This window comes from Acinetobacter sp. MF4640, assembly GCF_002018895.1.
Lineage (GTDB): Bacteria > Pseudomonadota > Gammaproteobacteria > Pseudomonadales > Moraxellaceae > Acinetobacter > Acinetobacter johnsonii.
The window spans coordinates 1-26664 of sequence record NZ_MVOM01000053.1 but is presented as its reverse complement, the minus strand read 5'-3'; the positions used below and the strand labels follow the sequence as shown (position 1 = coordinate 26664).

The window sequence follows — 26664 nt, the reverse complement described above, 5'->3', positions numbered from 1 at the left end:
CAATAAACAGCGTGTACACAGTGCACTGGGTTATGTATCGCCTTTTGAGTTTGAAGCAATGTACTATGATAAGATTAACCCGTTAGGTCAGGTGGCCTAACTTAAATAAAAAAGTCTCCGACAAACCTGGTACGGTTCATTATTCACGACAGAGTCTTATCTTTTTTAAGTTCGATACTGGGAGCTCAATTATTCTTTTGTTTCGCCAAATGAGAAGCGAAGCTTCGTAAGGAACGCATTTGTCCTCCGCAAAACCTATTCACTTTCTATAATTAAAAAATTTGTGTTGCAAAAACAATCTATTCCAAACACTACGCAGGTTGCGGATGACGCTTCCGTGTATCAAATAAAGTTTAGATTGAAAAAGAAAATGCCTGTCAACTCTAAAACTGGCAGGCATACATTCGAAGACAATATTTTTTTCAAGCTTAAATGGTATGCGCTTTAACCCGCTTCATATAAGACACTAAACGCGTGAAAAACAAGATTTGCAGGAAGATGGTAAACAGCGAAATAGTCCATTCATACCAATCGTCAAACGCCGTGCCTTCTAGATTAAATGCAAAATAAAGCCCCAATAACACTGCACCAAATACAACACCAGCCACAGTGGTTTGTACCAAAATGGGAAAAGACAACGCTGTGATTCGACCTAAGAAATGCTCACCCTCATCACCGCCATTGGCTTTGTAAGCGCTTTGAATCCCGATAAACATAATCAATAAAGTCAGAAGTCCCTCGATACCAATCACACGGACATCACCATAGGGCGAATACATGCCGTAGTAATACACCACTGAAACCAGCAACGCTGTGACTAAGTAGTAATTTTTATAATGCTTTTTATCGAGGGTATTACTAGATAATTCATGTGCTAATGCTTTGGTATTCCAAAAATACATGCCGGTCATTGTCTCTTATTTTATCAATGCCGACACTGTACTGACTCAGCATTTAAAGATAAAGACTTTCTCAACAAAATTTTGCGAATAGATTGAATCATTTAAGCTCAAAGCTTGTGCTTATGTATTGCATAAAAAATCATGATCTTATCGATGGCACAGGTACATGACTGGCCTCAAAACAGTTCAATTTTTTAGAAAATACTGCTCCAGTCTTCCATTTAAAATCTAGCGTTCACAACACACATAAAAACTTCAGTAAATAGCCGTGAAAAAAATCCAGTTTACGGTACAATCAATCGAAAAAAAGTCAAAACGCAGGTTTAAAATGTCTTCTATAGTTGCAACGACGGCGGTTCGCGGTCGCTTCCTAGATATTCAGAATACGGTTGCCCAAGCGCGTGAAATTCACGACCAAGTGCGTTACGTAGAAGATGGTTTACTGATTAGCCAAAATGGCAAAATCCAATGGTTTGGATCTTGGCAGGAGGGGCAACAGCACCTTCCTGTTGGCGTCGAGGTTCAGCACTATCCTGAACAATTGATTGTGCCGGGCTTTATCGACACCCACATTCATTTTCCACAAACAGAAATGGTGGGGGCCTATGGTGAACAGCTACTTGAATGGCTCAATACCTATACCTTCCCAACTGAATTACAATTTTCAGATAAAGCCTATGCCGACCGGATTGCCCAATTCTTTGTGCAAGAACTGCTAAAAAATGGCACCACCACAGCCTTGGTCTTCTGTACTGTACATACCGAATCGGTAGATGCACTATTTGAAGCGGCAGGGCAGCACCAGATGCGTCTGATCGCAGGTAAAGTCATGATGGACCGTTATGCACCTGAAGATCTGTGCGACACACCTGACAGTGCTTATGCAGACTCTAAGGCACTGATTGAAAAATGGCATGGCAAAGGCCGTAACTTGTATGCGATTACGCCACGTTTTGCTCCAACCTCAACACCAGAGCAACTGGCTAAAGCAGGGCAGCTCAAAGCTGAATACCCAGATGTGTATGTGCATACGCATTTAAGTGAAAATAAAAATGAAATCGCTTGGGTGAAAGACTTATTCCCTGAGCAGCAAGGTTATCTGGATGTTTATCATCACTTTGGCTTAACCGGTTCGCATTCGGTCTTTGCCCACTGCGTGCATTTAGAAGAGGCTGAGTGGGACTGCATGCATCAGATGGATTCAGCCATTGCTTTTTGTCCGACCTCCAACCTATTTTTAGGCAGTGGTTTATTTCCATTGAATAAGACTTGGGACAAGCAGGTAAAAGTTGGGCTGGGTACAGACATTGGTGCAGGGACCTCTTTTAACCAACTACAAACCCTGAATGAAGCCTATAAAGTGCAGCAGCTTCAGGGCGATAAATTGTCTGCGTTTGAATCGCTCTACCACGCTACGCTGGGCGGTGCCAAAGCACTGAGCTTGGATGATAAACTCGGTAACTTTAATTTGGGCAAAGAAGCCGACTTTGTGGTGCTCGATCTCAAAGCAACTGCGTTGCAAGCATTACGTCAACAACGTGCAAAAGGGATTGAAGATGCGTTATTTGCCCTAATGACCATGGGTGATGACCGTAATATTCATGCGACTTATATTTTTGGTCAGAAAGCCTATGTGCAAAATTAAGTAGCAAATAGCGAAAATTTAAGCAGCTAATCGAGTTTTGAAACAACTTTGATTTTCGCTTCTAAACCAAGCTGCATCCCGCCTGCAATGAAATGATTACATTTTCAGCGGGCAAAAGGGGTGCATCTCGTTTAGAGATATATTAAAATTAATGCATATATAGAGGTGTTGCAGGTCAACGCCTTTTTTATTTTTGATTTTTTTTAATTTTTAGGTATCTACCCATGACCGTTCAAATGAGCGTAATGATTTCTACTGAAGAGATTCAAGCGAAAGTAAAAGAGCTTGGTGCACAAATCGATGCGCATTATGCAAACAGTGATAAGGAACTCGTACTGATTGGTTTATTACGTGGTTCAGTCATTTTCATGGCAGACTTATGTCGTACCATTTCAAAACCCCATGAACTCGATTTCATGACGGTTTCGAGCTACGGTGGCGGTACGGTATCTTCACGTGATGTAAAAATTTTAAAAGATTTAGACGGTGAAATTCGCGGTAAAGATGTCTTGGTCATTGAAGACATCATCGACTCAGGCAACACCTTGAGCAAAGTATTAGAAATTTTAGAAACACGCTCTCCCAACTCAATTGAACTATGTACCTTAGTCAGCAAACCTTCACGCCGTGAAATTGAACTCGATGTGAAGTTTTTAGGCTTTAATGTCGAAGATCGATTCATTGTGGGTTATGGCCTAGACTACGACCAAAAGTACCGTCATTTGCCATTTATTGGTGAAATTGGTCTTTAAGATCAATCGATAAAAGAGTGGGCGAAGGCCACTTTTTTTATTTTTATCATAAGCTAAGTACATAAAACATACAGTTTTTAGCAGATTTGCTCTACTGCACAGCAGCATTATGCCCGATGATATTTTTGCACATGATGTAAAAACAAAGACATGATAAAAAAAGGAGCTGGCTCATGTGGTCACTTATTGTTGCAATCGTGATTGGTTTTATTGCAGGTCTCATCGCACGTGCTATCCATCCTGGCGATGACAAAGCGGGATTTATTGTCACCACTTTACTGGGGATTGCAGGTTCTCTCGTAGCCACTTATGGTGGTCGTTTACTTGGTCTATATAGTGAAGGCTCTGCCGCAGGCTTTATTGCTTCAGTTATTGGGGCTATCGTTATTCTATTCATTTACAACATGGTCACCAAAAAAACCTAAACTCAGCCATTAAAAAAAAGCACCGTTTCAGGTGCTTTTTTTATGTATCTTTGAACTCTTATAAGCCCAGTTCACGCCACATATTTTCAATGGTGGTTGAAGGCACAGCACCATTCACTTTAAAGCCATTTGAGAAAATAACCACAGGCGTCCCTTGTAAACCCAGACTACGACCGAGTTCAATGTTGCGCTCAATTGGATTGGCGCACGGTTTTTTCGACGTCGGTTGAGTCCCTTTCGCAATCAAATTTTTCCATGCGAGGGCAGGATCTGCTTCACAAAATACTTGTTTCGACGGTGCAATCGATTGCGCCTTAATGGCATAAATAAAGGTATAGATGGTCACATCATTCAGTTTATTCAGCTCAGCCTCTAACTGCTTACAGTAAGGACAGTTTGGGTCTGAAAAAACCGCCAATTGGCGTTTGCCGTTGCCTTTAACGCTTTTAATGGCATCTTTTAGCGGCAGCTTGTTCCAATCAATCGAGTTTTGTTGCACATATAAGGCAGCACTTAAATTTTTCTGATCTTTTAAGCGTACCATCGAACCTGCAATCACATGCTCAGCCGCTTCGCCTAAATACACAATTTCGCCATCTAAAGATCCACTATAAATGCCCGACATTTCTGTTTTTTGAATATTTTGAACATTAATATTTGGATAATTCTTTTTTAAGTTGGCTTGAACACTTTCTACGCTGGCCATACTCATGCTTGCAATTGCACTTGTGAGTAGTGCCAAACCCAGTTTTTTTATCATCACTTTTTGCTCTTTCAATCGGAGAACCACGGCGCTAGTGTAGAGCGTATTATTCAAGCATTGAATCATTTTTTCCACGGCTTTACCGAAACCCAACACGCCTTGCTTATGAACTGGCCAAAGTTTCACGTGGAACAGTGAGAGCATTGCTATTAATTTCCACCGAGACATGAACAATTTCCTCATGAATCGAGAGCATTGCCCGCACGCGATCCGCAGTTAAGTCTACCGTTGTTTCTAAGGCCAAAATACAGGAAAACTTACCTTTACCTACTTTCCAAACATGTAAATCGGTCAAGGTCGTATGCTGTAGTTCTGCCACCATCTCTCGAATTTCATCCACCACATGATGGTCCATTTCAGCATCTAACAAGGTTTTTCCCGTTTCTTGCATTAAGCTCAATGCCCATTTGGCTACCAGTATTGATCCTACGATTCCAAGGGCAGCATCGAGAAAATCCCAGCCCAAATATTTACCAAAAATCAGCGCAATAATGGCAAAAATGGAAGTCACTGCGTCTGCCACTACATGCATAAATGCAGCTTTCTGATTTAAATCATGATGATGGCTATGTACTTCTGATGCATGATCATGATCATGAGCGTGATGGTGATGGTGATGGTGATGGTGATGGTGATGGTGATGGTCACCATCGTGCAGCAACCATGCACAGATTAAATTCACCAATAAGCCTAAAATCGCAATTGGAATCGCTTCGTTATAATGAATTTGTACAGGCGAGAATAGACGCTGAATCGAGTGAAAAGCCATAAAACCCGCCACTATCATCAGCAAAATAGCACTGCTGTAACCTGCAAGAATTTCAATTTTCCATGTGCCGAAACTAAAGCGCTGATCATGGGCATAATGCCGTGCAGCACGATAAGCAAAATAAGCCAAACCCAGTGCCAACATATGCGAACTCATATGCCAACCATCCGCCAGCAAAGCCATTGATTGGAAAATCCATCCACCAATCACTTCTAATAACATCATGACTGCCGTTAAAATGGTCGCCATTAAAATCCGTTTTTGTGCCAGTGGATTACCGTCATCAAAATGATGCGTATGCTGACGTGATGGGGTATTTTGCATTTAAAATCATTCACCAATATACTCCCCCTTAGTATATTTATTTTTGGAGCAATGTGTTGAGTCATTTGCATGAAGATAAAAAAATTTTAAGCCGTGTGAAGCGCTTACAAGGGCAGGTCAACGCCGTTGAACTCTCGATTACACATCCCGATGCCAGTTGTATCGACGTTTTACAACAAGTCGCTGCTATTAAAGGCGCGGTCAATGGGCTGATGAATGAACTGGTTGAAGCACACTTACGCCATCATGTATTAGCACAAGCTGAACAGGTCAATGAAGAAGAGTTGGCTGAGTTCTTAAAACTGCTGAAACGCTATGGCTAAGTTTTATTGCGTTCTTTTTCAAGTTTTTAGTTGACCATTTTTTCCACAAACCGATACACTGTTGCTCTCTATCCTTTTTCTCTTGGGCATCAAAATATTCTTGTTTTGACCGAGAGAGCCGCATGGCATTTGCATGACAACAAGCACTTCTTGGCGTCCATTTTGTATGGTCAGCCTCGCCTTAATGATGGGAACGATGGGGACTGCCTTAGCCAGTCCACTTTACCCGCTGTATCAAGCCTTATGGCATCTGGTGCCGAGTCAGATCACCTATATTTTTGTGGCTTATATGTTTGGTTGTCTCGCTATAGTCAACACGTCAAAAAACCAATACAATACTGATATGAGTTATCCAATACATTTTAGAAAAAAAATATTAGCCAAGCTTGAAGAAGGTCAATCTATCCGAGCGGTTGCTCAGCACTTCGAAATTAATAAAAATACAATTGTCGAATGGAAAAAGCGAATCGAAATAAAAAGAACTCGACCAAGAAAACCATCTAAAGTTGATGATGATGCCTTACGTGCAGATGTTGAGCAATATCCCGATGATTATCAATATGAACGCGCTGCTCGTTTTGGTTGTGCTACTTCTACAATTGGAGATGCGCTCAAGCGTCTAAATATTACAGTTAAAAAAAGACCTTACGGCACCCGAAAGCAAAAACAGAACTCAGAGAGCAGTATTTAAAAGATTTAAACCGATTAAGGTATCAACACCCGATCATCTATCTTGATGAAAGTGGATTTAAATCTCATGAACATAGACCTCATGGTTATTCAAAACAGGGAACTCCTTGTTATGGAACATATAATTGGCAATTAAAAAATCAAACCAATGCAATAGGAGCAATCCATGAGGGTAAGTTATTTGCAGTGGGTTTATTTGATAGCAAAGTAAATTCGGATGTATTTTATTTTTGGGTAGATCAGTTTTTATTACCAGAACTACCCTCGAATAGTGTAATTGTCATGGACAATGCAGCCTTCCATAAACGACCAGATATACAAGATCTATTAAGCCAACATGGGCATCAAATACTTTGGTTACCACCTTATAGTCCTGACCTTAATCCTATTGAAAAAATGTGGGCATGGGTGAAAGCAAAAAGGAAAAAATGGTTGGTTAACTCAATAGATAAGCTTTTTAGTCGTTTCTTTAACGAGTGTATGGGTAATTAAGCGGTTTGACTATACTTTACTGTTTCTCGGCCGGACCAGTAATAGCATTGGCTATTTACGCACCTTACAAGTAGGGTTGGTGTTTATCAGCATCGGGTTGGTGATTTCCGCTTATGCTTCTGATGCTCTCATCTTATCTTTGGGGCGCTTTATTATTGGTATTGCATCTGGTTTGATGACCACTTCGGCCTTACTGGGACTGATGTATACCGTGCCCAAAAGCCATCAACAGATTGCGCCGCAGCTCAGTTCGATTATTACCGCAGTAGGTTTTGGCTTAGGCCCGCTGATTGGTGGCCTGATAGCTCAATTTTCAGAATACCCTTTGGTCAGCCCTTATCTACCGGTCATTCTTGGTGCTGTACTGTGTTTCTTTGGTTTATTTTGGGTTGAGTCTCCCACATTTACCGCACAGCCCTTTAGTATTGCCCCAAAGCTACTCCGACCAGAAGTGCAATATCATCAGTTGTTTTTGATCGTTGGATTTACCGCATTTAGTGCCTTTGCCGCGTTTAGTTTATTTGCATCCTTATCCCCGTCATTTGTGCGGGATATTTTGCCGTGGCACGGCCCCCTTATCAGCGGTTCAGCCATTACCAGCATTCTCATTGTCTCTGCCGTGGTGCAGTATTTTGCCAGAAGTATTCCTGCATATAAGTGCCTCAACTATGGCTTAATTACCTTGATTGCAAGCTTAGGCATTTTGGCGCTGTGTATGCTATTTCAACTGAGTGCATTTTTCTTTATCAGTGATTTTCTCGTTGGTGTCGGACATGGCCTGACCTTGATTGGTTCCTTTGGTCTCATTCATGCCATGACCAGCTTAGAGAATCGTGCTGCGGTGATGTCGACTTATCTTTTTATTGGTTATTTGGGTACGATTGTGCCTATTGTAGCTGTGGGTTATCTGGCAGATCACTTTGGATTAAGTTTCGGGGTCATTAGCTTTAGCATTGTCATCGCTTTATTGTGTTTTTATCTGTGGTTTGCGCATAAGGGCAGTATACGTCTGGCTTAAAGATCAAAAGCCCTGATCAGAGGGCTTTTTCATCAATAGCAGTGTTATTTTCCAATACAGAATGATCCAAAAATTTTCCCAAGCAAATCATCCGCACTAAAGTCCCCTGTAATTTCACCGAGGGCATTTTGCGCCAAACGTAGCGACTCTGCGACCAACTCACCTGCGTTATACACCACCAATTGTTCACGCGCTTCAGCAAGGTAAAGCTGAGTACGTTTCATTGCGTCTAAATGGCGTGTACGCGCAATAAAGGTATCTTCTTCTGGCTGGAAGCCTGCATGCGCTGTAATCGCTTCTATGAGTGCTTGAACGCCAGTTTCTTGCTTTGCCGAAACCATAATATGACGGAAGCCATTAAAATCTTCGATATGCGATGTTGTTTCCATCAAATCACACTTATTACCAATCAGCATTAAACGTTTCGGTTCAATATGCTCAGCAAAATATTCTTGCGCCAGTTTGAGTGGGTCTTCGCCTTGGCTTAAGTCATAGACTAAAAGTAACAGGTCGGCTTGCTCAATTTCTTTAATGGCACGACGAATCCCTTCTTTTTCTACAATATCGCCGGTTTCACGTAAACCCGCAGTATCGGTTAAGGTAATGGGTAAACCATTCAGGGTAATTTTTTCATGTAAGACATCTCGCGTCGTACCTGCAATATCCGTCACAATGGCGCGTTCAATGCCCGCTAATGCATTGAGCAGTGATGACTTACCCGCATTCGGTTTCCCTGCAATCACCACTTGTAAACCTTCACGCAGCAACTGTCCTTGACGAGCCGATTGTTGCACTTGATTCACAGCAGACGTAACACCATCTAAAAGATTTAAAATTTTCCCGTCCGCAAGAAAATCAATTTCTTCTTCAGGAAAATCAATCGCAGCTTCCACATGCAAACGTAGATGAATCAATTGCTCCAACACACGATTCACTTTAGTTGAAAATGCGCCTTGTAATGAACGTACCGCAGAACGTGCAGCCGCTTGAGACGTCGCATCAATCAAGTCAGCAATCGCTTCAGCCTGTACCAAATCCAGTTTGCCATTTTCAAAAGCACGCATGGAAAACTCACCGGCTTTTGCTGCAATCGCACCGAGCTCCAACAAACGCCCCAGTAAGGCATTTTGAATGACAGGGCCACCATGACCTTGCAACTCAACCACATCTTCACCAGTAAACGAGTTCGGGTTCGGAAAACAAATCGCTAAGCCCTCATCCATCACTTCGCCAGATGCATCATAAAACTGGCGAAAACCTGCAAAACGAGCTTTCGGTAAATCTTTTTGGGTCAAGGCCTGTGCAATCTCATAAGACTTGGGACCAGATAGGCGAATGACCCCCACACCACCACGCCCAGGTGGTGTTGCAATGGCAGCAATCGTGGTTCGGTTGTACATAACATTCACCTAAAAAATCTTAAAAGTCACACAATGAAAAATCCGCCTAAGATTACCATCTTAAGCGGATTTATTCAGCTTTTCGCGAAAAGTTGCCTCGATTAACTCGACGCACTTTCCTTATTCAAACGGTCTTTTTCAACTGATTTGTTGATCAAGGTCTGCTGAATAATCGTGATACTGTTGTTGACAATCCAGTACAACACGAGACCCGCAGGGAAGAACAACATAAAGACTGTGAAAACAATCGGCATGATTTTGAAAACTTTCGCTTGCATTGGATCAGCCGGTTGTGGATTTAAAGACTGCTGAATGAACATCGTTGCGCCCATTAACAGCGGTAAAATAAACCACGGATCCATCGCTGACAAATCTTGAATCCAAAGTAACCATGGCGCATGACGAAGCTCAACAGACTCCATCAACACCCAGTACAACGCAAGGAAGATTGGCATTTGTAATAACAATGGCAAACAACCCGCAAGCGGATTGACTTGTTCACGTTTATACAGTGCCATCATTTCTTGAGAGAAGCGCATGCGGTCTTCACCGAACTCTTCTTTCATACGCTGCATTTCAGGTGCAATGACACGCATTTTCGCCATTGAGCGATAACTCTTAGACGACAATGGCCAAAGAATCAGTTTCACCAAGACCGTTAACAAAATAATTGCCCAGCCCCAGTTACCCACTAAACCGTGGAAGAACTCAAGACCCAAGAACAATAATTTCGCAATTGGCCATAACCAACCGTAATCAACAGTTTGGTTTAAACCTGTTGCAAGCTCTTTCAACTCAGATTGAACTTTAGGACCTGAATAGAAAGTCGCATCAATCTCAGCCACTGTACCAGCAGGCACAGTAATCGTCGGCGAAGTAAAACCAATGATATTCATATCATCCGTTGACTTACGCGACTCTAATTTCGCGACATAAGGTTGACCATTGGCTTGCGTCAATTTTAAGTCACCAGGAATCCAAGCACTCACAAAGTAGTGCTGAACCATAGCAACCCAGCCGCCTTTCGCTTCAACATTCAATTTTTCTTCATTGAAGTTAGCAAATTTAAGCTTGTTATAATGTTCTTCAGGCGAACCCCAAGCACCACCTAAGAAAGTGCCCAGCGTGAAAATACCTTGATCCGATTTTCCTGGATCATCAGAGTTGTCACGTTTGAGTTGACCAAACATTTGACCCTGCCAGTTTTGACCACTGCGGTTCACCACTTTATGGTTCACAACAACAGGATATTCACCTTGCTTAAAGGTAAAGGTTTTAATGATTTCCACACCATCAGCTGTTTTCAGTACCATCGGTACGGTTAACACTTTGATGCTTTTTCCATCTTCAGTTTGAACCGCTTTGGCATCATTCAATGTATAAGCAGATTTTTCAATCTCATACATTGGACGACCGCTACGGTTACTGTCTGGACCATTAAGACCAATTAAACCAGACTGCGCCACATAAGTACGTTTTGCATCACTTTCAAGCATGACAAATGCTTCGTTACTGTCTTTGCTCTTGTCATGGTTTAACAATTCAATACGAACAATATCACCACCTTTAGGATTAATCCAAAGATGATAAAGGTCAGTTTGTACTGAAATAAGCTGTTGATTTACAGATGCTTTTGCTTCTGTAGCTGGTTGCTGAGTCGCGATATTTGCTTGTGGCATATCAGACGCTGCTGAAGCCGTTTGAGCATTTGGCAAATCTGCAGATACTTCATGTGAAACTGCTGCAGCCTGTTGTGGCTGTGGCTGAGTCTCAGCATGTCCATAATCTTTTTGCCAAGCCAAAATGAGCAAATAAGCGACAACAAACATGGCCCCGAGAATGGCAAACCTGGCCCATTGTTGCATATCGATTACCCCAAGTGGTTAGAGTGATTTTGGTTCAAGAAACAATCACGAAAGGGTACAGCAACCAGATGCTTTTGAGAATCTATTTGCTGAAAAGAGATAAAACGAATCCTTTTGTTTGGAACAGGGTCATACCCCGATCCACCCCAAGGATGACAACGGCAAATACGTTTAGTAGCCAACCACACACCACGCACAGCACCATGTGTATGGACTGCTTCCAATGAATATTGAGAACATGTAGGGATATAACGACAACGCGGTCCAAGTAAAGGACTAATCGCAATTTGATAAAATCGAATTAACCAATGCAGTAACCGGACCATTGGCCATCTCTACTTTTGCAGGGAGGGAGCTATTTTTTGATGCTTTTTGGCAAGACGTTGTAATTTTTGCCAAGCAAATTGTAATTGCTGGTGCAACTCTGCATTAGGCACTGTTTCTATCCCCATTTTAGGCATAACCACAATATCTAAAGTTAATTGCTGTTGATGCAAGCGAAAACTTTCGCGAGCCAAACGTTTTACTCTATTTCTTTCGTGTGCACGACGCACTTTCTTTTTAGCAACAACAATACCCAAACGACTTTGAGGTTGTTCGGTCAGTTTTGCTAGAAATAAGAAATGGGGCTGATGCACTTTAAAAAGCGCACCATCGAAGACACTCTTATAATCGGCAGCACAGCGAATACGAACCTCTGTGCTGAAGCCATAAAGTGTAGTCATAACACCCAAAATCGTTTAAGCGTTAACTATTGATTAAACAGTTAAGCTGTGACGACCTTTTGCACGACGACGAGCTAATACTTGGCGACCAGCTTTAGTAGCCATACGAGCACGGAAACCATGAACGCGCTTACGCTTTAATTCAGATGGTTGGAATGTACGTTTCATATCGAAACTCCAAAAATGATCATTCAATGAAGGTTCGCGAGTTTAGTGTTCATTGCTTGAGCTGTCAATGGAAAACCGATTTTCTTGTGAAATTAAGCCTTTTTATTTGTAACAGCAGCTTGAGCTTGCTCTTTTCTCGATAACATTTAAACAACTGCACTTTTTTCTTATACACAACCTAGATTATTGTTTATTAAAGTGATATAAGTTACCAACAAGATTACCCACACAATTATCCACAAGTCTTTAAATTCACTTGCTGTGCATGTTTTTAAATTTAAATTCATTTTGGATCTCCAGTTATCCCCAGAAAACAGGTCTCTTATAAATAAATTCAAATTTATAAATTTAAATTTATTACTATTAGGGTGGTATTTTTCTGTGGAAATGACACTTTTTTAATTATAAAACAATAAAATATGGTGTGGATAAGATTGTTTTTATGAAATTAATAGTTTGTGGATAACTTTGTGCTATATTCTATCCACAGTTTGCAGATAAACTTATCCACACCAGTATTTGAATTTAAATTTATTTTCATAAGCAGGCTTTTTGAGCAATATCTGCAGAATTTTCCATGACAGATGTGGATAACTTGGTTAGAATGGCGACCCGCTTCGGTGGGTACATAGTGTTTTTATTAATTATCGATGGAATGAATAGGGGTTTCACATGCTTTGGACGGACTGCTTAACTCGCTTGCGACAAGAGCTCTCTGGGAATGTCTTTACAATGTGGATACGCCCTTTAGTTGCAGAAGAGTTAAATGACACACTACGTCTTTATGCTCCCAATCCCTATTGGACACGTTACATTCAAGAACATCACCTAGAGTTGATTACAATTTTAGTGGAGCAGCTCTCTGAAGGGCGTGTACGTAAAGTTGAAATTTTAGTCGATTCACGCCCGGGTGCAATTTTATCTGCGAGTGAGCAACCTGCAACGACGACTGCGGCTTTAGAGTCTGCTCCAGCACCTGTTGTACGTTCGAAAAAAGAAAAAGAAGAAGGGAATTCTAAAAACAGCCGTAAACGCCAGTTAAATCCTTTATTTTCCTTCTCACTTTTTGTGGAAGGTCGTTCAAACCAAATGGCTGCTGAAACGTGTCGTAAGGTTTTAACTCAGTTAGGTGCTTCTCAGCACAATCCCTTATTTTTATATGGTCCCACTGGTTTAGGTAAAACACACTTAATGCAAGCGGTGGGCAATGCCTTGTTACAAGCCAAACCCAATGCACGTGTCATGTATATGACGGCAGAAAGCTTTGTTCAAGATTTTGTTAGTTCTTTACAACAAGGCAAAGTGGAAGAGTTTAAGAAAAATTGCCGATCATTAGATCTATTGTTGGTCGATGATATTCATTTGCTGGCGGGTAAAGAGGCAAGTTTAGTTGAGTTTTTCTATACTTTTAACGCACTTTTAGATGAATCTAAGCAAATTATTCTGACTTCTGATCGTTATCCAAAAGAATTAACGGAATTAGATCCACGCTTGGTTTCACGGTTTTCTTGGGGCTTGTCGGTTGGGGTTGAGCCACCAGATATTGAAACTCGTATTGAAATTTTGCTGAAAAAAGCAGAAAGCAATGATGTGGAATTACCGCGAAATTGTGCATTATTTATTGCACAACAAGTGGTTGCAAACGTACGTGAATTGGAAGGTGCACTGAATAAAGTGGTGGCTATTTCACGCTTTAAGGGCACAGCCATTGATTTGGATGTTGTGCGTGAGTCTTTAAAAGATGTCTTGGCCATTCGTGCGCGAACCATCAGTACTGAAAATATTCAACGTGTGGTGAGTGAGTACTTTAGAATCCCACTCAAAGAGTTGGTTGGGCCTAAACGTACCCGTATTTATGCTCGTCCACGCCAATTGGCAATGGGCTTGGCACGTGAGTTAACTGGCGACAGTTTCCCTGAAATTGGTATGGCCTTTGGCGGTCGTGATCACAGTACTGTCATGCATGCTTGTGAAAAAGTTTTAAGTCTGCGTGATGAAGATCCGATCTTCAATGAGGACTATAAAAACTTGCAACGCTTGCTGCAAAGTTAAGCGAAATTGCTCAAATTCTATTCTTGCAATGCGGCATGTTCTGCCGCATAGTACACTGCTAAAAACACATTTATTTATTATTTTATCTTCAGTTTTTCGAGGAATGTATCGTGCGTTTAAAAATCGCGAAAGAAAGCTTACTTAATGTTCTATCACATGTCGTAGGAGCGGTTGAACGTCGCCATACTTTAAATATTCTTTCAAATGTTAAAGTGCAAGTGAGCCAAGCGTCTTTGACGATTACAGGTTCAGACCTAGAAGTTGAATTGGTTGCAAGTACCACGCTTGCGGAAGGGGCGTGTTTGCAAGCGGGTGAAACCACAGTTCCTGCACGTAAGCTGATGGATATTTGCAAATCTTTACCGACTGCAGCACTGATAGACCTACAAATTACTGAAGATCAACGTTGTATCTTAAAGTCCGGTAATAGCCGTTTTGTGTTGGGGACTTTACCCGCTGAAGATTACCCGTTATTGACCACAGAGAACACGCAAGGCACGCAAGTTGCGGTGACACAGCGTGAATTAAAGCGTCTATTTGAAAAAACTGCATTTGCTATGGCGGTGCAGGATGTACGTTTTTATCTCACAGGAACCTTGCTCGAAATTGATAATAATCAACTGCGTGCAGTGACCACAGATGGCCACCGTTTAGCTCTGTGTGAAACTGTTGCTAGCTCAAATGCCACTCAATTGATTCAAGCGATTGTTCCACGTAAAGCGGTGGGTGAACTACAGCGTTTATTGAGCATTGAAGATGAACAATTGGCGTTGTTGATTGGTCGTGAACTATTGAATGTGACCATTTCTATTGCCAGCCGTGACAAAGAACAAGGGGATACAACGGTTCGTTTCACCACTAAACTGATTGACGGTAAATTCCCTGATTATCGTCGTGTGATTCCACGTGGTGGGGATAAAAATGTGTTAATTGCACATGATGTCTTTAAGCAATCTTTACAACGTGTTTCGATTTTAAGTAATGAAAAACTACGTGGTGTGTTCTTAAACTTTGCCGCAGATACTTTGCAGCTACGTGCCAATAACCCAGAGCAAGACGAAGCCGTAGAAGATTTGGCGATTCAATATAATAATGCGCCAATGGAAATGTCTTTTAATGCCCAATACATCTTGGAAGTTTTAGGTGCATTGGATGGTGATGATGTATCAATGACGATGACCGAAGCAAATCAATCGGTTCTAGTGCAAGATCCAGCCCATCAAGATCAGACCTATGTGGTCATGCCAATGCGTGTTTAAGCCCTAGGTTTAGGCATGCAAATCACGCGTTTAAACATCGAACGTGTTCGAAATCTCAGAACGGTTGCTCTCCATGGATTGCAACCGTTTAATGTTTTTTATGGACAAAATGGTTCAGGTAAAACCTCAATTTTAGAAGCCATTCATCTGCTGGCGACAGGGCGTTCCTTTCGCACCCATATTCCGAAACACTATATTCAAACCGATACCCAAGACGCGATTGTCTTTGCCCAATCCAGTTCTGAAAAAATAGGGATGCAAAAGCTGTTGTCTGGTGAACAGCTCATCAAGGTCAATGGCGACAATATTGCCACTCAAGGTCAATTGGCTAAAATCCTTCCTTTGCAACTGATTGATCCGCAAAGTACCGATATTATTGATCATGGTGCCAAGCCTAGACGGCAACTATTAGATTGGCTGATGTTCCACGTGGAACCTGAGTTTTATCATGCATGGCAATATTATTCACGGGCATTAAAACAGCGTAATAGTTTACTAAAAACACGACGGAATCTAAGTCTGGCAGATTTGGAGCCGTGGAACAAAATGCTTGGTGATTATGGGGAAATGCTGCATTCGCAGCGCGTCAGCATTGTGGAGCAGTGGAAGGGCTTTTTTGAGCAAGATTTAAAACACCTGCTGCCAGATATCGAGGTTCAGTTAGAATATAGCCCTGGCTTTCATACCGAGTTAGGGTTACTGAATGACCTGCAAAGTCACCATCAAAAAGACCTTGAACGGCGCTATACCGAGTATGGTCCACACAAGGCAGATTTGCGTTTAAAAACAAGCCTTGGCGATGCTGATGTCGTACTGTCACGTGGACAAAAAAAGCTGTTAATCATAGCCTTAAAACTGTCACAGATTGCAATGCTACATGCTTGTAATAAGGAAACTGTGGTATTATTAGATGATCTGACAGCAGAATTAGATTTAACAGCACAACAACGTTTAATTGAGCGATTGAGCCAACTGGGTAGTCAAGTTTTTATTACCACTTTAGAGTATGAATCAGTCAAAAATCACTTACATGATTTATCTATTTCTTATCAATTATTCTGTGTTGAAAACGGTCAAGTTCAAGTTGTCGCACAATGATTTTAGATTTTACCCATCACGGGATAGACCTATTTTTCGCTAGGGAGAAACCATGAGTTCAAAAGATCAACAAGCTGCTTCTCAAACGGAACAAACCACAGAAAAAGCTTATGATTCCTCTAGTATCAAAGTATTACGTGGATTGGACGCAGTACGTAAACGTCCGGGTATGTATATTGGCGATACGGATGATGGTTCAGGCTTACACCATATGGTGTTTGAGGTGGTGGATAATGCGATCGATGAGGCGCTTGCAGGTCACTGTGATGAAATTTTGGTGACGATTCACGAAGATGAATCTGTAAGCGTATCGGACAATGGGCGCGGTATTCCGACCGATATTCACCCTGAAGAAGGGGTTTCTGCCGCAGAAGTGATTTTAACCATTCTGCACGCAGGCGGTAAATTTGATGACAATAGCTACAAGGTTTCAGGTGGTCTACATGGTGTAGGCGTATCGGTTGTGAATGCCTTGTCACGTAAGTTGGAACTGACGATTCATCGTGCAGGTCATATTCATCAACAAGAATATAAACACGGTGATCCGGTTTACCCACTGACTGTTGTGGGGGATACGGATACGACAGGAACAACTGTCCGTTTTTGGCCAAGTGCTGAAACTTTTAGCCAAACCATTTTCAATGTTGATATTTTGGCGCGTCGTTTACGTGAATTGTCTTTCTTAAACGCGGGCGTGCGCATTGTTTTGCGTGACGAGCGTATTCATGCAGAACATGTGTTTGACTACGAAGGCGGTCTGTCTGAGTTTGTGAAATATATTAACCAAGGCAAAACCCATCTGAATGACATTTTCCATTTCACCGTACAGGCTGAAAATGGTATTGGTGTTGAAGTGGCGTTGCAGTGGAATGATACCTATCAAGAAAACGTACGTTGCTTTACCAACAACATTCCACAAAAAGATGGTGGAACGCATTTAGCGGGTTTCCGTGCGGCATTAACGCGTGGTTTAAACAGCTACATGGAAAATGAAAACTTACTCAAAAAAGAGAAAGTAGCGGTTTCTGGTGATGATGCACGTGAAGGGTTAACTGCGATTGTTTCAGTGAAAGTGCCTGATCCGAAGTTTTCTTCACAAACCAAAGAAAAGTTAGTTTCCAGTGAAGTGAAACCTGCGGTTGAGCAGGCAATGAATAAATCATTCTCTGAATATTTGCTTGAAAACCCGCAAGCTGCAAAATCGATTGCAGGCAAAATCATTGATGCGGCACGTGCCCGTGATGCGGCACGTAAAGCGCGTGAAATGACACGCCGTAAAAGTGCGTTGGATATTGCAGGCCTACCAGGTAAGCTCGCAGATTGCCAAGAAAAAGATCCAGCCTTGTCTGAATTGTATCTGGTCGAGGGTGACTCTGCAGGCGGTTCAGCTAAACAAGGACGTAACCGTAAGATGCAAGCGATTTTACCGTTGAAAGGTAAAATCCTAAACGTGGAACGTGCGCGTTTTGACAAGATGATTTCATCTCAAGAAGTCGGCACGCTGATTACGGCATTGGGTTGTGGTATTGGTCGTGAAGAGTACAATCCGGACAAGTTGCGTTATCATAAAATCATCATCATGACCGATGCAGATGTAGATGGTTCGCACATTCGTACGCTGTTGTTGACCTTCTTCTTCCGTCAAATGCCTGAACTGGTGGAACGTGGTTATATCTATATCGCTCAGCCACCACTGTATAAGCTGAAAAAAGGCAAGCAAGAGCAGTATCTTAAAGATAATGATGCGCTTGAAACCTATTTAATTTCAAACGCGATTGATGAGCTTGAATTGCATATCAGTGACGCTGCACCTGCAATCCGTGGTGAAGCTTTAGCGAATGTGATTGCAGACTATCAAACGTCTCAGAAGAGCCTACAGCGTTTAACTGTACGTTATCCTGCCAGTGTCTTAGATGCGTTGATTTCGGTTGAAGGCTTTAAACTTGATCAAAACCATGACCGAGCTTATGTCGAGCAATGGGCTGAACAAGTGCGCAGTGCTGTGGCAGAGATTCAACCGAGCTTGCGTCCTGAGTCAAGCTTAGAAACGTTTGAAAAAGAACTGGCGGATGGTCAAAAGATCGAGACTTACTTACCTCATATCACCATCTATGTACACAATCTGCCGCACAGCTATTTATTAGATGCAGGTTTATTGGGTTCTGGTGAATATGCGCGTTTGTTGAAAAACTCTAAGAGTTGGTTTACGCTGCTTGAAGATGGTGCATACCTACAAAAAGGTGATCGTAAGATTGCAGTCACCAACTTCCATCAGGTATGGCAGCATATTTTGTCTGATTCACGTCGTGGCATGATGATTCAACGCTATAAAGGCTTGGGTGAGATGAATGCGGAGCAGCTTTGGGAAACAACCATGGATCCTGAAAACCGCAACATGTTGCAAGTCACCATTCAGGATGCGATAGAAGCCGATCGTATGTTCTCTTGTTTGATGGGTGATGATGTGGAGCCACGTCGTGCATTCATTGAAGAAAATGCACTGAATGCGGATATTGATGCCTAAGCGCTTTACAAAATAAGCGATAAAAGCACCCTACGGGGTGCTTTTTTTACAGCATTTTTTATGATTTTGAATAAAATATAAGCAATGCACACTGTTATTAAACTGACTTATAGCGATGTCATGATGTGAGTATCAAGTCTTTTGCACAGTGCAAAATGTGAGGTCATTATGATGGATAATCAACTAGAACAAGTACGCGACATTTGGGTGAATGCATTTTTTACGGGCAATTATGAAGTTTTAGCTCAATATGAAGATGAGCATTTTAAAGTGGTCTATGAACAAGCTGATCGTGTAGAGAGTAACTATACGCGCTATGAAAAGATCGCACATGCTGTGAAAAATGGCGTTTGGAAACCTCAAAAACCCGACGTCGAATTTGAAGAATTTGAGTTTAACCGTGACCAAACACGCTGTCAGGTGTTGATTGGTTTGGTTGAAAATCGCCAACAAGTCCAAGAAACATGGGTCTTTAATCAGGGTTGGAAAATACAAGAATTACGTTTTTTAAAGGCGCAAAGAGCTGTATTAAATTAAGGAAAAAGAGCGCAAAAAAGAGGATGGATTTGCCTAAAACAACTGAATAAATAAACAGCACTGGCCTGTGGATAAATAAAAATAGCACTTTATATCGCGTGTTAAAATACGTATAATTTTATCCACAGATGTTTTAAGTGCGGTCTTTAAATTTAAAACCCTGCCTTATTTTTAAATTTAAATCGGATCTTTTAAATTTATTCTCTCTTTTTAAATTCAAAACTTGTTGTGCTGAAAGGTGCATGTCTGCACATGATGGATATTCGCTGTCTGTTGTGAAGGTTGTATTTGGCTTTAAGCTGTGAAATTTACGGAAATAGGGCTGTATATAGTTGAATATTCAATTAATTAAGCTATATTAAACAATCTTGTCTTTTGCTTTTTAAGAATATCTAAACAATGAAAATCAATTAATTTATCGCTTTATTTATTAAGAAAAAATTTTAATTTCAATCACTTATATTTTTAAAATGCTCAGACTAGGTGGGTGCATGTCCTATTGAATTACATGCATAGACCGAAAAGGCAGGTTTTGGGAGATCGATTGGTGTTGCAGCAAAGTAAATCAATCAAAATGGTTAAGACATAAAAATGCCCGCCATGCATAAACAGAGCGGGCAGGGGGGTATGAGGAAAGATTATTCGTTTTCGAATGAGCTTTCGAGTTCTTCAAGTTCCATCATCAGCTCTAGCATTTGTTCTTCAGCTTCACTGACTTGATTTTTAAGTTCAGTTTGCTCATTCATTAGTTTCATGAGTTCATCTTTGCGTGCAGCGTCATATAGGCCAGCATCACCGAGTAAACTTTCAATGTCGAGTAAACGTGGCTGGTGTTTTGCCAATAGGCTTTCACATTTTTCGATATTTTTACGAATCGGACGCGTTTGTTCACGGCGCTGTGCAGCTAATTTACGCTGCGCTTCTTTATCAACCTTTGAAACGATAGTTTTTTGAGTGCTGACTTTAGACACGATCGGCGCTACGATTCCGCCTTGTTTAATCATTTCTAGGCGCGCTTGGCGTAACCAGTTGGCATAATCGTGTAGATCACCTTCAAATTCGGTCGATTTTCCAGCATGGACTAAAATGAGGTCATCACACACGCTGGCAATCAGTTGGCGTTCATGCGAAACCAAGACCACAGCACCTTCATAGTCTTGTAAAGCCATGGTCAGGGCATGGCGCATATCTAAGTCTAAATGGTTGGTCGGTTCATCTAGAATCAAGACATTGGGACGTAACCACACGATTAAAGCCAGTGCCAAACGTGCACGTTCGCCACCAGAGAAACTCTCGCAAGGGGTATCCATCCGTTCGCCACTAAAGCCGAAACTGCCTAAAAAGGCACGTAAGGTCGCTTCACTGATTTTTTTATCCGCAATGCGTGCCAATTGCAGCATTGGGCTGGCCGACTCATCCAGTGAATCCATTTGATGCTGCGCAAAATAGCCAATATTTAGCAGTTCTGAGGCTTTACGTTGTCCTGCCAATAAAGGTAAATCACCGACCAAAGATTTGATTAAAGTCGATTTACCTGCACCATTCATCCCCAATAAGCCAATCCGGCTCGTCGGGGTGATTTGTATGTTGATATTGGTGGCAATCAGTTTTTCACCATAACCAATATCAGCCTGTTCTAGAGTCAGCAGTGGTGAACTCATTTTAGTGGGTTCACGGAAGCTAAAGGTAAAAGGGGTATCGACATGTGCAGGCGCAAGCAGCTGCATCCGTTCCAATTGTTTAATTCGGCTTTGTGCCTGACGTGCTTTAGTGGCTTGGGCTTTAAAACGGTCAATATATTTTTGAATATGTGCCCGTGTTTCGAGCTGCTTTTCATAGGCTTGTTGTTGTTGTGCTAAGCGTTCTGCACGAGTGGTTTCAAAGGTAGAATAGTTACCGCTATAGAGGGTGAGTTCTTGATTTTCGATATGCAAAATACGGTTGGTAATCGCATCTAAGAAATCGCGGTCATGCGAAATTAAAATTAGGGTGCCCGTATAGGCATTTAACCAATCTTCTAACCATAAAATAGCATCGAGATCTAAGTGGTTGGTTGGTTCATCCAGTAATAATAGATCCGAACGGCTCATCAAAGTACGCGCTAAGTTTAAACGCATTCGCCATCCACCAGAGAAACTCGAAACTAAGAGTTGGTTTTGATGTTCCATAAAACCCAGACCCGCCATAAGCTGAGCGGCTTTAGCGGGTGCGGAATAACCGTTAATTTCGTCGAATCGGCCATGTAAATCAGCCAGTTCAGTGTCAGTTAACTGTTCAGGATGGTTGAGCTGTTGTTGAATGTTCCAATATTCTTCATCACCGGTCAGGACGAAATCAATTGCAGCCATATCTAAGGCTTTTACTTCCTGTGCCATGTGCGCCACCGTCCATACGGCAGGGCGGCTTAGGGTGCCATCATCAGGACCTATCGAGCCTAAGAGCGCAGCAAACAGGGTTGATTTTCCAGCACCGTTGACACCGGTGAGACCAACTTTCCAACCCGGATGGATTTGCATGGAGGCTTTTTGAAATAACACTCGTCCACCACGGCGCAATGAAACTTGATCAAGCTGAATCATGGAACTATCAAATATCAGAAAAAGGTGCGCCTATTCTAATGGATGCGTCAGCAAAAGACTAAACATTCAAAATTTATCTGAACTGAAATCTCTAAGCGTTTCTTTATAAGGGGAGGATGAAACCATTTGACCTTTGGTCGGAAAGCCAAAAGTTGACCTTTTTTGACCTATATTGAGGAATAGCACACAGATATATTTCCCCAGTAAAACAAAAAATATGAAGGGATAATAATGAAAAGAAAAGGATTTTTTATTTTATCGACGCTAGCACTGTGCGGCTTCTCAAGTATGGTGCAGGCGAAGCAGCAGGTGTGTGTCTTCGACCTATTGGGTAAAGCAGGGGAATCTTATAAATTCTTAGAAGAATGGGCTTTGGTCAGTAAAAAATGGGGTGCACAGGTACAGTTGATTTCATTTCAGGACGAAGACTTAGCCGATAAAGCTTTTCAAAATGATAAATGCGATGCGGTGTATATGACCTCGATGCGCGCGCGCACCTATAACAAGTTCGCAGGTTCGATTGATGCCTTAGGCGGAGTACCAAGCAATAAAATTGCACAAAAGGCGGTGGAATATGTACTCGATCCCAGAAATACCAAGCGCATGACTACTACGCTGCAAGGGGACAGTTATGAAGTGGCAGGCATTGGCTTGATTGGTTCAGCCTATATTTTTGTAAAGGACCGAAGTCTAAATACCATCGAAAAAGCGCAAGGTAAAAAATTTGCCATTCTGCATTATGACCGGGCACAACGGGTGATGGTAGAGCGAGTGGGCGCTGTACCTGTGATGTCGGATATTTCCAACTTTATAAAAAAGTTTAATACAGGCGAAGTCGATGTGGTTGCTGCACCTGCATATGCCTATAAACCCTTAGAAATTGAAAAAGGTCTAGGCTCTAAAGGGGCTATGCTTAACTTTCCCGTGGTCAATGTCACTGCAGATTTAATTGTCAGACCCGAGCGTTTTCCTGCTCAATTTGGCGAGCAATCACGGCAATGGTTTTTGCAAAAAATTCCGCAATCCTTTGCTATGGTCCAGCGACTTGAAGCTGCGATTCCCAGTAAAATCAAAATGCAGCTCAGCAAAGAAGACAAAGAAAAATATCAGCGTTTGCTACGGGAAGGGCGCATTGATTTAACCAAACAAGGAGTCTATGACCCAGGCATGATGCGCGTGTTGAAAAAAGCCCGTTGTACGGTTGAACGTACCAACTTTGAATGTTCATTGGGCGGTGAATAAGGCGAAAATCTGTATTTCTTTGTAATATTAAGCATCATTCATGTAAAACGGATGATGTAGGATTTTTATTTTAATATGATGAATTTAAAATGCTTTTACTAATCCTTTGAAAAGAAAAATGAGAGAAAAGAAAAAAATTTGCCCAATTGACAGTGATTTTTGAGTAAATGCTCTATTTTTTTAATTTTAACTTGCTTAATATTTTGCATGTGTATGGACACCTGTCAAACAACAAAACGAACAAGGACACAAGAATGAAAAAATTAACCCTCGCACTCGCTGCTTTTTCTGCTTTGGGTGTAGCGTCGACAGCACAAGCGGCCAAAGTGGACATCTGTGTATTTGACTTGCTTGGCAAATCTGGTGAGTCCTATCAAATGGCGCAAGAATGGGCTTTGGCGGCAAAAGGCTGGGGGGCTGAAATCAATTTAATCCCTCGTCAGGATGAAGCCGTTGCCGACAATGACTTTAAAGCAGGCAAGTGTGATGGCGTGTTTATGACTGCTATGCGTGCACGCCAGTACAATAAATTTGTCGGTTCTATTGATGCATTGGGTGGTGCTCCAAGCAATGCCATTGCACAACGTGCGATTACTTTTGCATTGGATCAGCGTAATGCGACCAAAATGGTGAGCAATCTTGGGGGTAAAAAATATGAAGTGGCAGGGATTGCACCTTTAGGTTCAGCTTTTATTTTTGTGCGCGATAAAAGTATTAATTCCATTGAAAAAGCGGCAGGTAAAAAGTTTGCAGTCTTGGGCTATGACGATGCCCAAAAAATCATGGTACAACGCGTCGGTGCGCAAGCAGTGATTTCCGATGTGTCTAACTTTGTGGCGAAGTTTAATAATGGTCAAGTTGATATGGTCGGCGCACCGGCTTATGCTTATAAACCCCTAGAAATTTATAAAGGTTTAGGCACGAACGGCGCCATGTTTAACTTCCCTGTACTACAAGTGACAGCTGACTTTGTGATTCGTCCAGATCAATTTCCAGCAGGCTTTGGACAAAAATCACGCGATTGGTTTGTGAAAAACCTACCGAAAAGCATCGCAATGATTGGTCGTTTAGAAGCAGGCATTCCTGCAAAATACAAAATGAACCTCACAGCAGAAGACAAAACCAAATATCAAAAAATGCTGCGCGATGGTCGGATGGATATGACCAAACGAGGCATTTATGATCCAGCAATGATGTCGGTGTTGAAAAAAGCCCGTTGCTCGGTGGATAAAGCCAACTTTGAATGCTCACTGGGCGGTGAGTAATTTGCCGAGTGTAATCAAAGAAAGCTCAGTTTAATTGGGCTTTCTTTTTTTGCTTTTAATCGACAGATTTAAATCGATTTGACGCAACTAATTTGTATAGCGCGTAGGAAATGAGTGGTTTTGAACCGAGTGAAGTGTCAGTCGGGGCATTAAAAAATAACAAAGAGCACAAGTGAATGGCTCATCACAATAAACAACAATAAGTCAAAAGGAAGATGCATGAAACAGTGGATGAAAGGCCTCAGTGTCGGGACATTAGTCATTTCTGCAACAGCGATGGCACAGGCCAAACAAGTGGTTTGTGTATTCGACTTGGTCGGTAAAAATGGTGATGTGTATAGCCTGATGAAAGATTATCAGTTGGCGGCTAAAAACTGGGGCGCGGATATTGAACTGCGGGTCGGACAAAACGAAGCCGTGATTGCTGAGGATTTTAAAGCAGGAAAATGCGATGCCATTAGTGTTACAGGTATGCGTGGGCGTCAATTTAATTCGTTTACAGGCTCACTCGACGCGATTGGTGCGATTCCCGATCTCAATTTAGCGGTTAAAGTGATGCAAGGCTTGGCTAGCCCCACTTTTGCTAAACATATGGTCAATGGCAAGTATGAAGTGGCAGGTGTGATTCCTGTGGGGGATGCCTTTTTATTGGTGAATGACCGTAGCATCAATACCGTAGCGAAAGCCGCAGGCAAGAAAATTGCGGTTTTAGACTATGATCAAGCGCAAAAAGTCATGGTTCAACAAATTGGTGCACAAGCTGTGAGTGCTGATGTCACGAACTTTGGTGCAAAGTTCAATAACGGTCAAGTCGATATTATTGGTGCGCCTGCAGCGGTTTTTAAACCGTTGGAATTACATAAAGGCTTGGGGACGAAAGGGGCGATTGTGAATTATCCGATTTTACAGGTCACAGGTAATATCATTATTCGTCCGGATAAATTCCCTGCGGGCTATGGACAAAAATCACGGGAATGGGTCAAAGGCCAGCTGCCACGTGCATTCGGTATCTTGGGTAAAATGAAAGCTGAAATTCCGCAAAAATATTGGATGCAGGTGCCCGCTGCAGATCAACCCGGTTATCAAAAGATGATGCGGGAAGCACGAATTGATCTCACCAACCGCGGTATTTACGATAAGCGAATGATGAAACTGTTATGGCAATTCCGTTGTAAGCAAGCGGCGAAAAACTTTGAATGTGGACTACAGGATGAAAATTACAAACAATCTTGAGAAAGTTAGTCTGATTTGACTTTAAATATTCAAATAGGGACCATATATTGAGTATGCTATACTCGAAATATGGTCTTTTTGATTTGAAAGACAGCTGAACCGAACTGAGGAATCTAAGATGAATGCCCAAGCACTTGAACTAAGCGACAATGCCGCAAATAAAGTACGTCAATTACGTGACAGTGAAGGTAATCAAGATTTAATGCTTCGTGTATATGTCACGGGCGGTGGTTGTTCAGGTTTTTCTTATGGTTTTAACTTTGCTGAAAATCAAAATGAAGACGACGCAGAATTTATCAATGGTGATGTGAAAATGTTGGTTGACTCATTGAGTTATCAATATTTGGTCGGTTCAGTGGTGGATTATATTGAAGGTTTAGAAGGTTCACGTTTCATCGTGCAAAACCCAAATGCAACAACGACCTGTGGTTGTGGTTCATCTTTCTCGATCTAAACCTGATCTGATTAAAAAAGCCCTCATGATGAGTAATGCCAGTCAGTTAAGAAATTGACTGGCATTTTCTTGGGTACTTTTGAGGCTTTATTTTGACGACTCTAGGGCATTGCCTTGATCTTCTTTCAGGCAAAACAAACATTTTAGACTGTTCCAGCAA

General features: G+C 41.8%; 23 protein-coding genes and 3 pseudogenes. 17 read left to right on the top strand and 9 right to left on the bottom strand.

The genetic code is table 11. From position 1 onward, the window contains the following. Window positions 1–428: 428 nt before the first annotated feature. On the bottom strand, window positions 429–902 hold the full coding sequence (locus MF4640_RS15285; protein WP_058870669.1) for a hypothetical protein: 474 nt from the start codon (window positions 900–902) through the stop codon (window positions 429–431). Window positions 903–1230: 328 nt separating this feature from the next. On the opposite strand from MF4640_RS15285, the gene guaD reads away from it, so the two are divergent. From guaD to MF4640_RS15270, 3 genes are all read left to right on the top strand, one after another. Continuing rightward, window positions 1231–2547, top strand: a complete 1317-nt coding sequence (gene guaD / locus MF4640_RS15280) for a guanine deaminase (protein ID WP_078390114.1) — start codon at window positions 1231–1233, stop codon at window positions 2545–2547. Window positions 2548–2771: 224 nt separating this feature from the next. Further along, entirely contained in the window at window positions 2772–3299 is a 528-nt protein-coding gene (gene hpt / locus MF4640_RS15275) for a hypoxanthine phosphoribosyltransferase (RefSeq protein WP_004697480.1), read from the top strand. A 173-nt stretch (window positions 3300–3472) separates the two neighbouring features. Further along, entirely contained in the window at window positions 3473–3724 is a 252-nt protein-coding gene (locus tag MF4640_RS15270; RefSeq protein ID WP_004977734.1) for a GlsB/YeaQ/YmgE family stress response membrane protein, read from the top strand. A gap of 58 nt (window positions 3725–3782) precedes the next feature. Here MF4640_RS15270 and MF4640_RS15265 read toward each other — a convergent pair whose 3' ends face one another. Both MF4640_RS15265 and dmeF read right to left on the bottom strand, forming a co-directional pair. Further along, the gene (locus MF4640_RS15265; RefSeq protein ID WP_078390117.1) at window positions 3783–4484 is read right to left on the bottom strand and encodes a DsbC family protein; all 702 of its coding nucleotides are present in this window, start codon (window positions 4482–4484) and stop codon (window positions 3783–3785) included. A 106-nt stretch (window positions 4485–4590) separates the two neighbouring features. Then, complete coding sequence (gene dmeF / locus MF4640_RS15260; protein WP_078390113.1) at window positions 4591–5580, bottom strand: CDF family Co(II)/Ni(II) efflux transporter DmeF; 990 nt, start codon at window positions 5578–5580, stop codon at window positions 4591–4593. Between the two features lie 56 nt (window positions 5581–5636). Between dmeF and MF4640_RS15255 the strand changes: the two genes are divergently transcribed. The 5 genes and pseudogenes from MF4640_RS15255 to MF4640_RS15240 form a co-directional block, all read left to right on the top strand. Then, on the top strand, window positions 5637–5903 hold the full coding sequence (locus tag MF4640_RS15255; RefSeq protein ID WP_078390116.1) for a metal/formaldehyde-sensitive transcriptional repressor: 267 nt from the start codon (window positions 5637–5639) through the stop codon (window positions 5901–5903). 133 nt (window positions 5904–6036) lie between these two features. Continuing rightward, window positions 6037–6210 (top strand): annotated as a pseudogene (locus tag MF4640_RS19110) (MFS transporter); the annotation flags it as partial. A 36-nt stretch (window positions 6211–6246) separates the two neighbouring features. After that, window positions 6247–6594 carry an IS630 transposase-related protein gene (locus MF4640_RS15250; protein ID WP_039890557.1) on the top strand — a complete coding sequence of 116 codons (348 nt, stop codon included), beginning with the start codon at window positions 6247–6249 and terminating at the stop codon, window positions 6592–6594. A gap of 17 nt (window positions 6595–6611) precedes the next feature. Further along, a pseudogene (locus MF4640_RS19310) lies at window positions 6612–7085 on the top strand (IS630 family transposase); the annotation flags it as partial. A 13-nt stretch (window positions 7086–7098) separates the two neighbouring features. Beyond that, window positions 7099–8103: pseudogene (locus tag MF4640_RS15240) on the top strand (MFS transporter); the annotation flags it as partial. A gap of 44 nt (window positions 8104–8147) precedes the next feature. Here the strand turns inward: MF4640_RS15240 and mnmE are convergent. The 5 genes from mnmE to rpmH form a co-directional block, all read right to left on the bottom strand. Then, a complete protein-coding gene (gene mnmE / locus MF4640_RS15235; RefSeq protein WP_078390111.1) occupies window positions 8148–9503 on the bottom strand; it encodes a tRNA uridine-5-carboxymethylaminomethyl(34) synthesis GTPase MnmE in 1356 nt (451 codons plus the stop codon). Between the two features lie 101 nt (window positions 9504–9604). After that, window positions 9605–11368 carry a membrane protein insertase YidC gene (yidC, locus tag MF4640_RS15230; protein WP_004697434.1) on the bottom strand — a complete coding sequence of 588 codons (1764 nt, stop codon included), beginning with the start codon at window positions 11366–11368 and terminating at the stop codon, window positions 9605–9607. 5 nt (window positions 11369–11373) lie between these two features. Beyond that, complete coding sequence (gene yidD, locus MF4640_RS15225) at window positions 11374–11694, bottom strand: membrane protein insertion efficiency factor YidD (protein ID WP_004977726.1); 321 nt, start codon at window positions 11692–11694, stop codon at window positions 11374–11376. A 9-nt stretch (window positions 11695–11703) separates the two neighbouring features. Continuing rightward, window positions 11704–12093, bottom strand: a complete 390-nt coding sequence (gene rnpA, locus MF4640_RS15220; protein WP_039890852.1) for a ribonuclease P protein component — start codon at window positions 12091–12093, stop codon at window positions 11704–11706. A 33-nt stretch (window positions 12094–12126) separates the two neighbouring features. Next, a complete protein-coding gene (rpmH, locus tag MF4640_RS15215) occupies window positions 12127–12261 on the bottom strand; it encodes a 50S ribosomal protein L34 (protein ID WP_000831329.1) in 135 nt (44 codons plus the stop codon). A 672-nt stretch (window positions 12262–12933) separates the two neighbouring features. Here rpmH and dnaA point away from each other — a divergent pair. From dnaA to MF4640_RS15190, 5 genes are all read left to right on the top strand, one after another. Continuing rightward, window positions 12934–14313, top strand: coding sequence for a chromosomal replication initiator protein DnaA (gene dnaA / locus MF4640_RS15210; protein WP_078390110.1), 1380 nt, complete (start codon window positions 12934–12936; stop codon window positions 14311–14313). 110 nt (window positions 14314–14423) lie between these two features. Further along, the gene (gene dnaN, locus MF4640_RS15205) at window positions 14424–15572 is read left to right on the top strand and encodes a DNA polymerase III subunit beta (protein WP_004977721.1); all 1149 of its coding nucleotides are present in this window, start codon (window positions 14424–14426) and stop codon (window positions 15570–15572) included. A 15-nt stretch (window positions 15573–15587) separates the two neighbouring features. After that, window positions 15588–16670, top strand: coding sequence for a DNA replication/repair protein RecF (recF, locus tag MF4640_RS15200; protein ID WP_078390109.1), 1083 nt, complete (start codon window positions 15588–15590; stop codon window positions 16668–16670). Window positions 16671–16722: 52 nt separating this feature from the next. Next, window positions 16723–19194, top strand: a complete 2472-nt coding sequence (gyrB, locus tag MF4640_RS15195) for a DNA topoisomerase (ATP-hydrolyzing) subunit B (protein ID WP_078390108.1) — start codon at window positions 16723–16725, stop codon at window positions 19192–19194. A 168-nt stretch (window positions 19195–19362) separates the two neighbouring features. Then, window positions 19363–19731, top strand: coding sequence for a hypothetical protein (locus MF4640_RS15190; RefSeq protein WP_078390107.1), 369 nt, complete (start codon window positions 19363–19365; stop codon window positions 19729–19731). Between the two features lie 638 nt (window positions 19732–20369). Here the strand turns inward: MF4640_RS15190 and MF4640_RS15185 are convergent. Continuing rightward, window positions 20370–22310, bottom strand: a complete 1941-nt coding sequence (locus MF4640_RS15185; RefSeq protein WP_058870656.1) for an ATP-binding cassette domain-containing protein — start codon at window positions 22308–22310, stop codon at window positions 20370–20372. A 231-nt stretch (window positions 22311–22541) separates the two neighbouring features. Here MF4640_RS15185 and MF4640_RS15180 point away from each other — a divergent pair, with 231 nt between their 5' ends. From MF4640_RS15180 to erpA, 4 genes are all read left to right on the top strand, one after another. Next, window positions 22542–23552 carry a putative solute-binding protein gene (locus MF4640_RS15180; protein ID WP_171263905.1) on the top strand — a complete coding sequence of 337 codons (1011 nt, stop codon included), beginning with the start codon at window positions 22542–22544 and terminating at the stop codon, window positions 23550–23552. Between the two features lie 254 nt (window positions 23553–23806). Beyond that, on the top strand, window positions 23807–24817 hold the full coding sequence (locus MF4640_RS15175; RefSeq protein WP_078390106.1) for a putative solute-binding protein: 1011 nt from the start codon (window positions 23807–23809) through the stop codon (window positions 24815–24817). A gap of 231 nt (window positions 24818–25048) precedes the next feature. Continuing rightward, window positions 25049–26050 carry a putative solute-binding protein gene (locus MF4640_RS15170; RefSeq protein ID WP_171263906.1) on the top strand — a complete coding sequence of 334 codons (1002 nt, stop codon included), beginning with the start codon at window positions 25049–25051 and terminating at the stop codon, window positions 26048–26050. Between the two features lie 118 nt (window positions 26051–26168). Then, window positions 26169–26504, top strand: a complete 336-nt coding sequence (gene erpA, locus MF4640_RS15165) for an iron-sulfur cluster insertion protein ErpA (protein ID WP_004697409.1) — start codon at window positions 26169–26171, stop codon at window positions 26502–26504. Window positions 26505–26664 lie beyond the last annotated feature (160 nt).

Excerpts from the sequence above, each read along its gene's own strand:
- MF4640_RS15285 (WP_058870669.1), bottom strand. The coding sequence starts at position 902 with ATGTATTTTTGGAATACCAAAGCATTAGCACATGAATTATCTAGTAAT.
- guaD (WP_078390114.1), top strand. The coding sequence starts at position 1,231 with ATGTCTTCTATAGTTGCAACGACGGCGGTTCGCGGTCGCTTCCTAGAT.
- hpt (WP_004697480.1), top strand. The coding sequence starts at position 2,772 with ATGACCGTTCAAATGAGCGTAATGATTTCTACTGAAGAGATTCAAGCG.
- MF4640_RS15270 (WP_004977734.1), top strand. The coding sequence starts at position 3,473 with ATGTGGTCACTTATTGTTGCAATCGTGATTGGTTTTATTGCAGGTCTC.
- MF4640_RS15265 (WP_078390117.1), bottom strand. The coding sequence starts at position 4,484 with ATGATAAAAAAACTGGGTTTGGCACTACTCACAAGTGCAATTGCAAGC.
- dmeF (WP_078390113.1), bottom strand. The coding sequence starts at position 5,580 with ATGCAAAATACCCCATCACGTCAGCATACGCATCATTTTGATGACGGT.
- MF4640_RS15250 (WP_039890557.1), top strand. The coding sequence starts at position 6,247 with ATGAGTTATCCAATACATTTTAGAAAAAAAATATTAGCCAAGCTTGAA.
- mnmE (WP_078390111.1), bottom strand. The coding sequence starts at position 9,503 with ATGTACAACCGAACCACGATTGCTGCCATTGCAACACCACCTGGGCGT.
- yidC (WP_004697434.1), bottom strand. The coding sequence starts at position 11,368 with ATGCAACAATGGGCCAGGTTTGCCATTCTCGGGGCCATGTTTGTTGTC.
- yidD (WP_004977726.1), bottom strand. The coding sequence starts at position 11,694 with ATGGTCCGGTTACTGCATTGGTTAATTCGATTTTATCAAATTGCGATT.
- rnpA (WP_039890852.1), bottom strand. The coding sequence starts at position 12,093 with ATGACTACACTTTATGGCTTCAGCACAGAGGTTCGTATTCGCTGTGCT.
- rpmH (WP_000831329.1), bottom strand. The coding sequence starts at position 12,261 with ATGAAACGTACATTCCAACCATCTGAATTAAAGCGTAAGCGCGTTCAT.
- dnaA (WP_078390110.1), top strand. The coding sequence starts at position 12,934 with ATGCTTTGGACGGACTGCTTAACTCGCTTGCGACAAGAGCTCTCTGGG.
- recF (WP_078390109.1), top strand. The coding sequence starts at position 15,588 with ATGCAAATCACGCGTTTAAACATCGAACGTGTTCGAAATCTCAGAACG.
- gyrB (WP_078390108.1), top strand. The coding sequence starts at position 16,723 with ATGAGTTCAAAAGATCAACAAGCTGCTTCTCAAACGGAACAAACCACA.
- MF4640_RS15190 (WP_078390107.1), top strand. The coding sequence starts at position 19,363 with ATGATGGATAATCAACTAGAACAAGTACGCGACATTTGGGTGAATGCA.
- MF4640_RS15185 (WP_058870656.1), bottom strand. The coding sequence starts at position 22,310 with ATGATTCAGCTTGATCAAGTTTCATTGCGCCGTGGTGGACGAGTGTTA.
- MF4640_RS15180 (WP_171263905.1), top strand. The coding sequence starts at position 22,542 with ATGAAAAGAAAAGGATTTTTTATTTTATCGACGCTAGCACTGTGCGGC.
- MF4640_RS15175 (WP_078390106.1), top strand. The coding sequence starts at position 23,807 with ATGAAAAAATTAACCCTCGCACTCGCTGCTTTTTCTGCTTTGGGTGTA.
- MF4640_RS15170 (WP_171263906.1), top strand. The coding sequence starts at position 25,049 with ATGAAAGGCCTCAGTGTCGGGACATTAGTCATTTCTGCAACAGCGATG.
- erpA (WP_004697409.1), top strand. The coding sequence starts at position 26,169 with ATGAATGCCCAAGCACTTGAACTAAGCGACAATGCCGCAAATAAAGTA.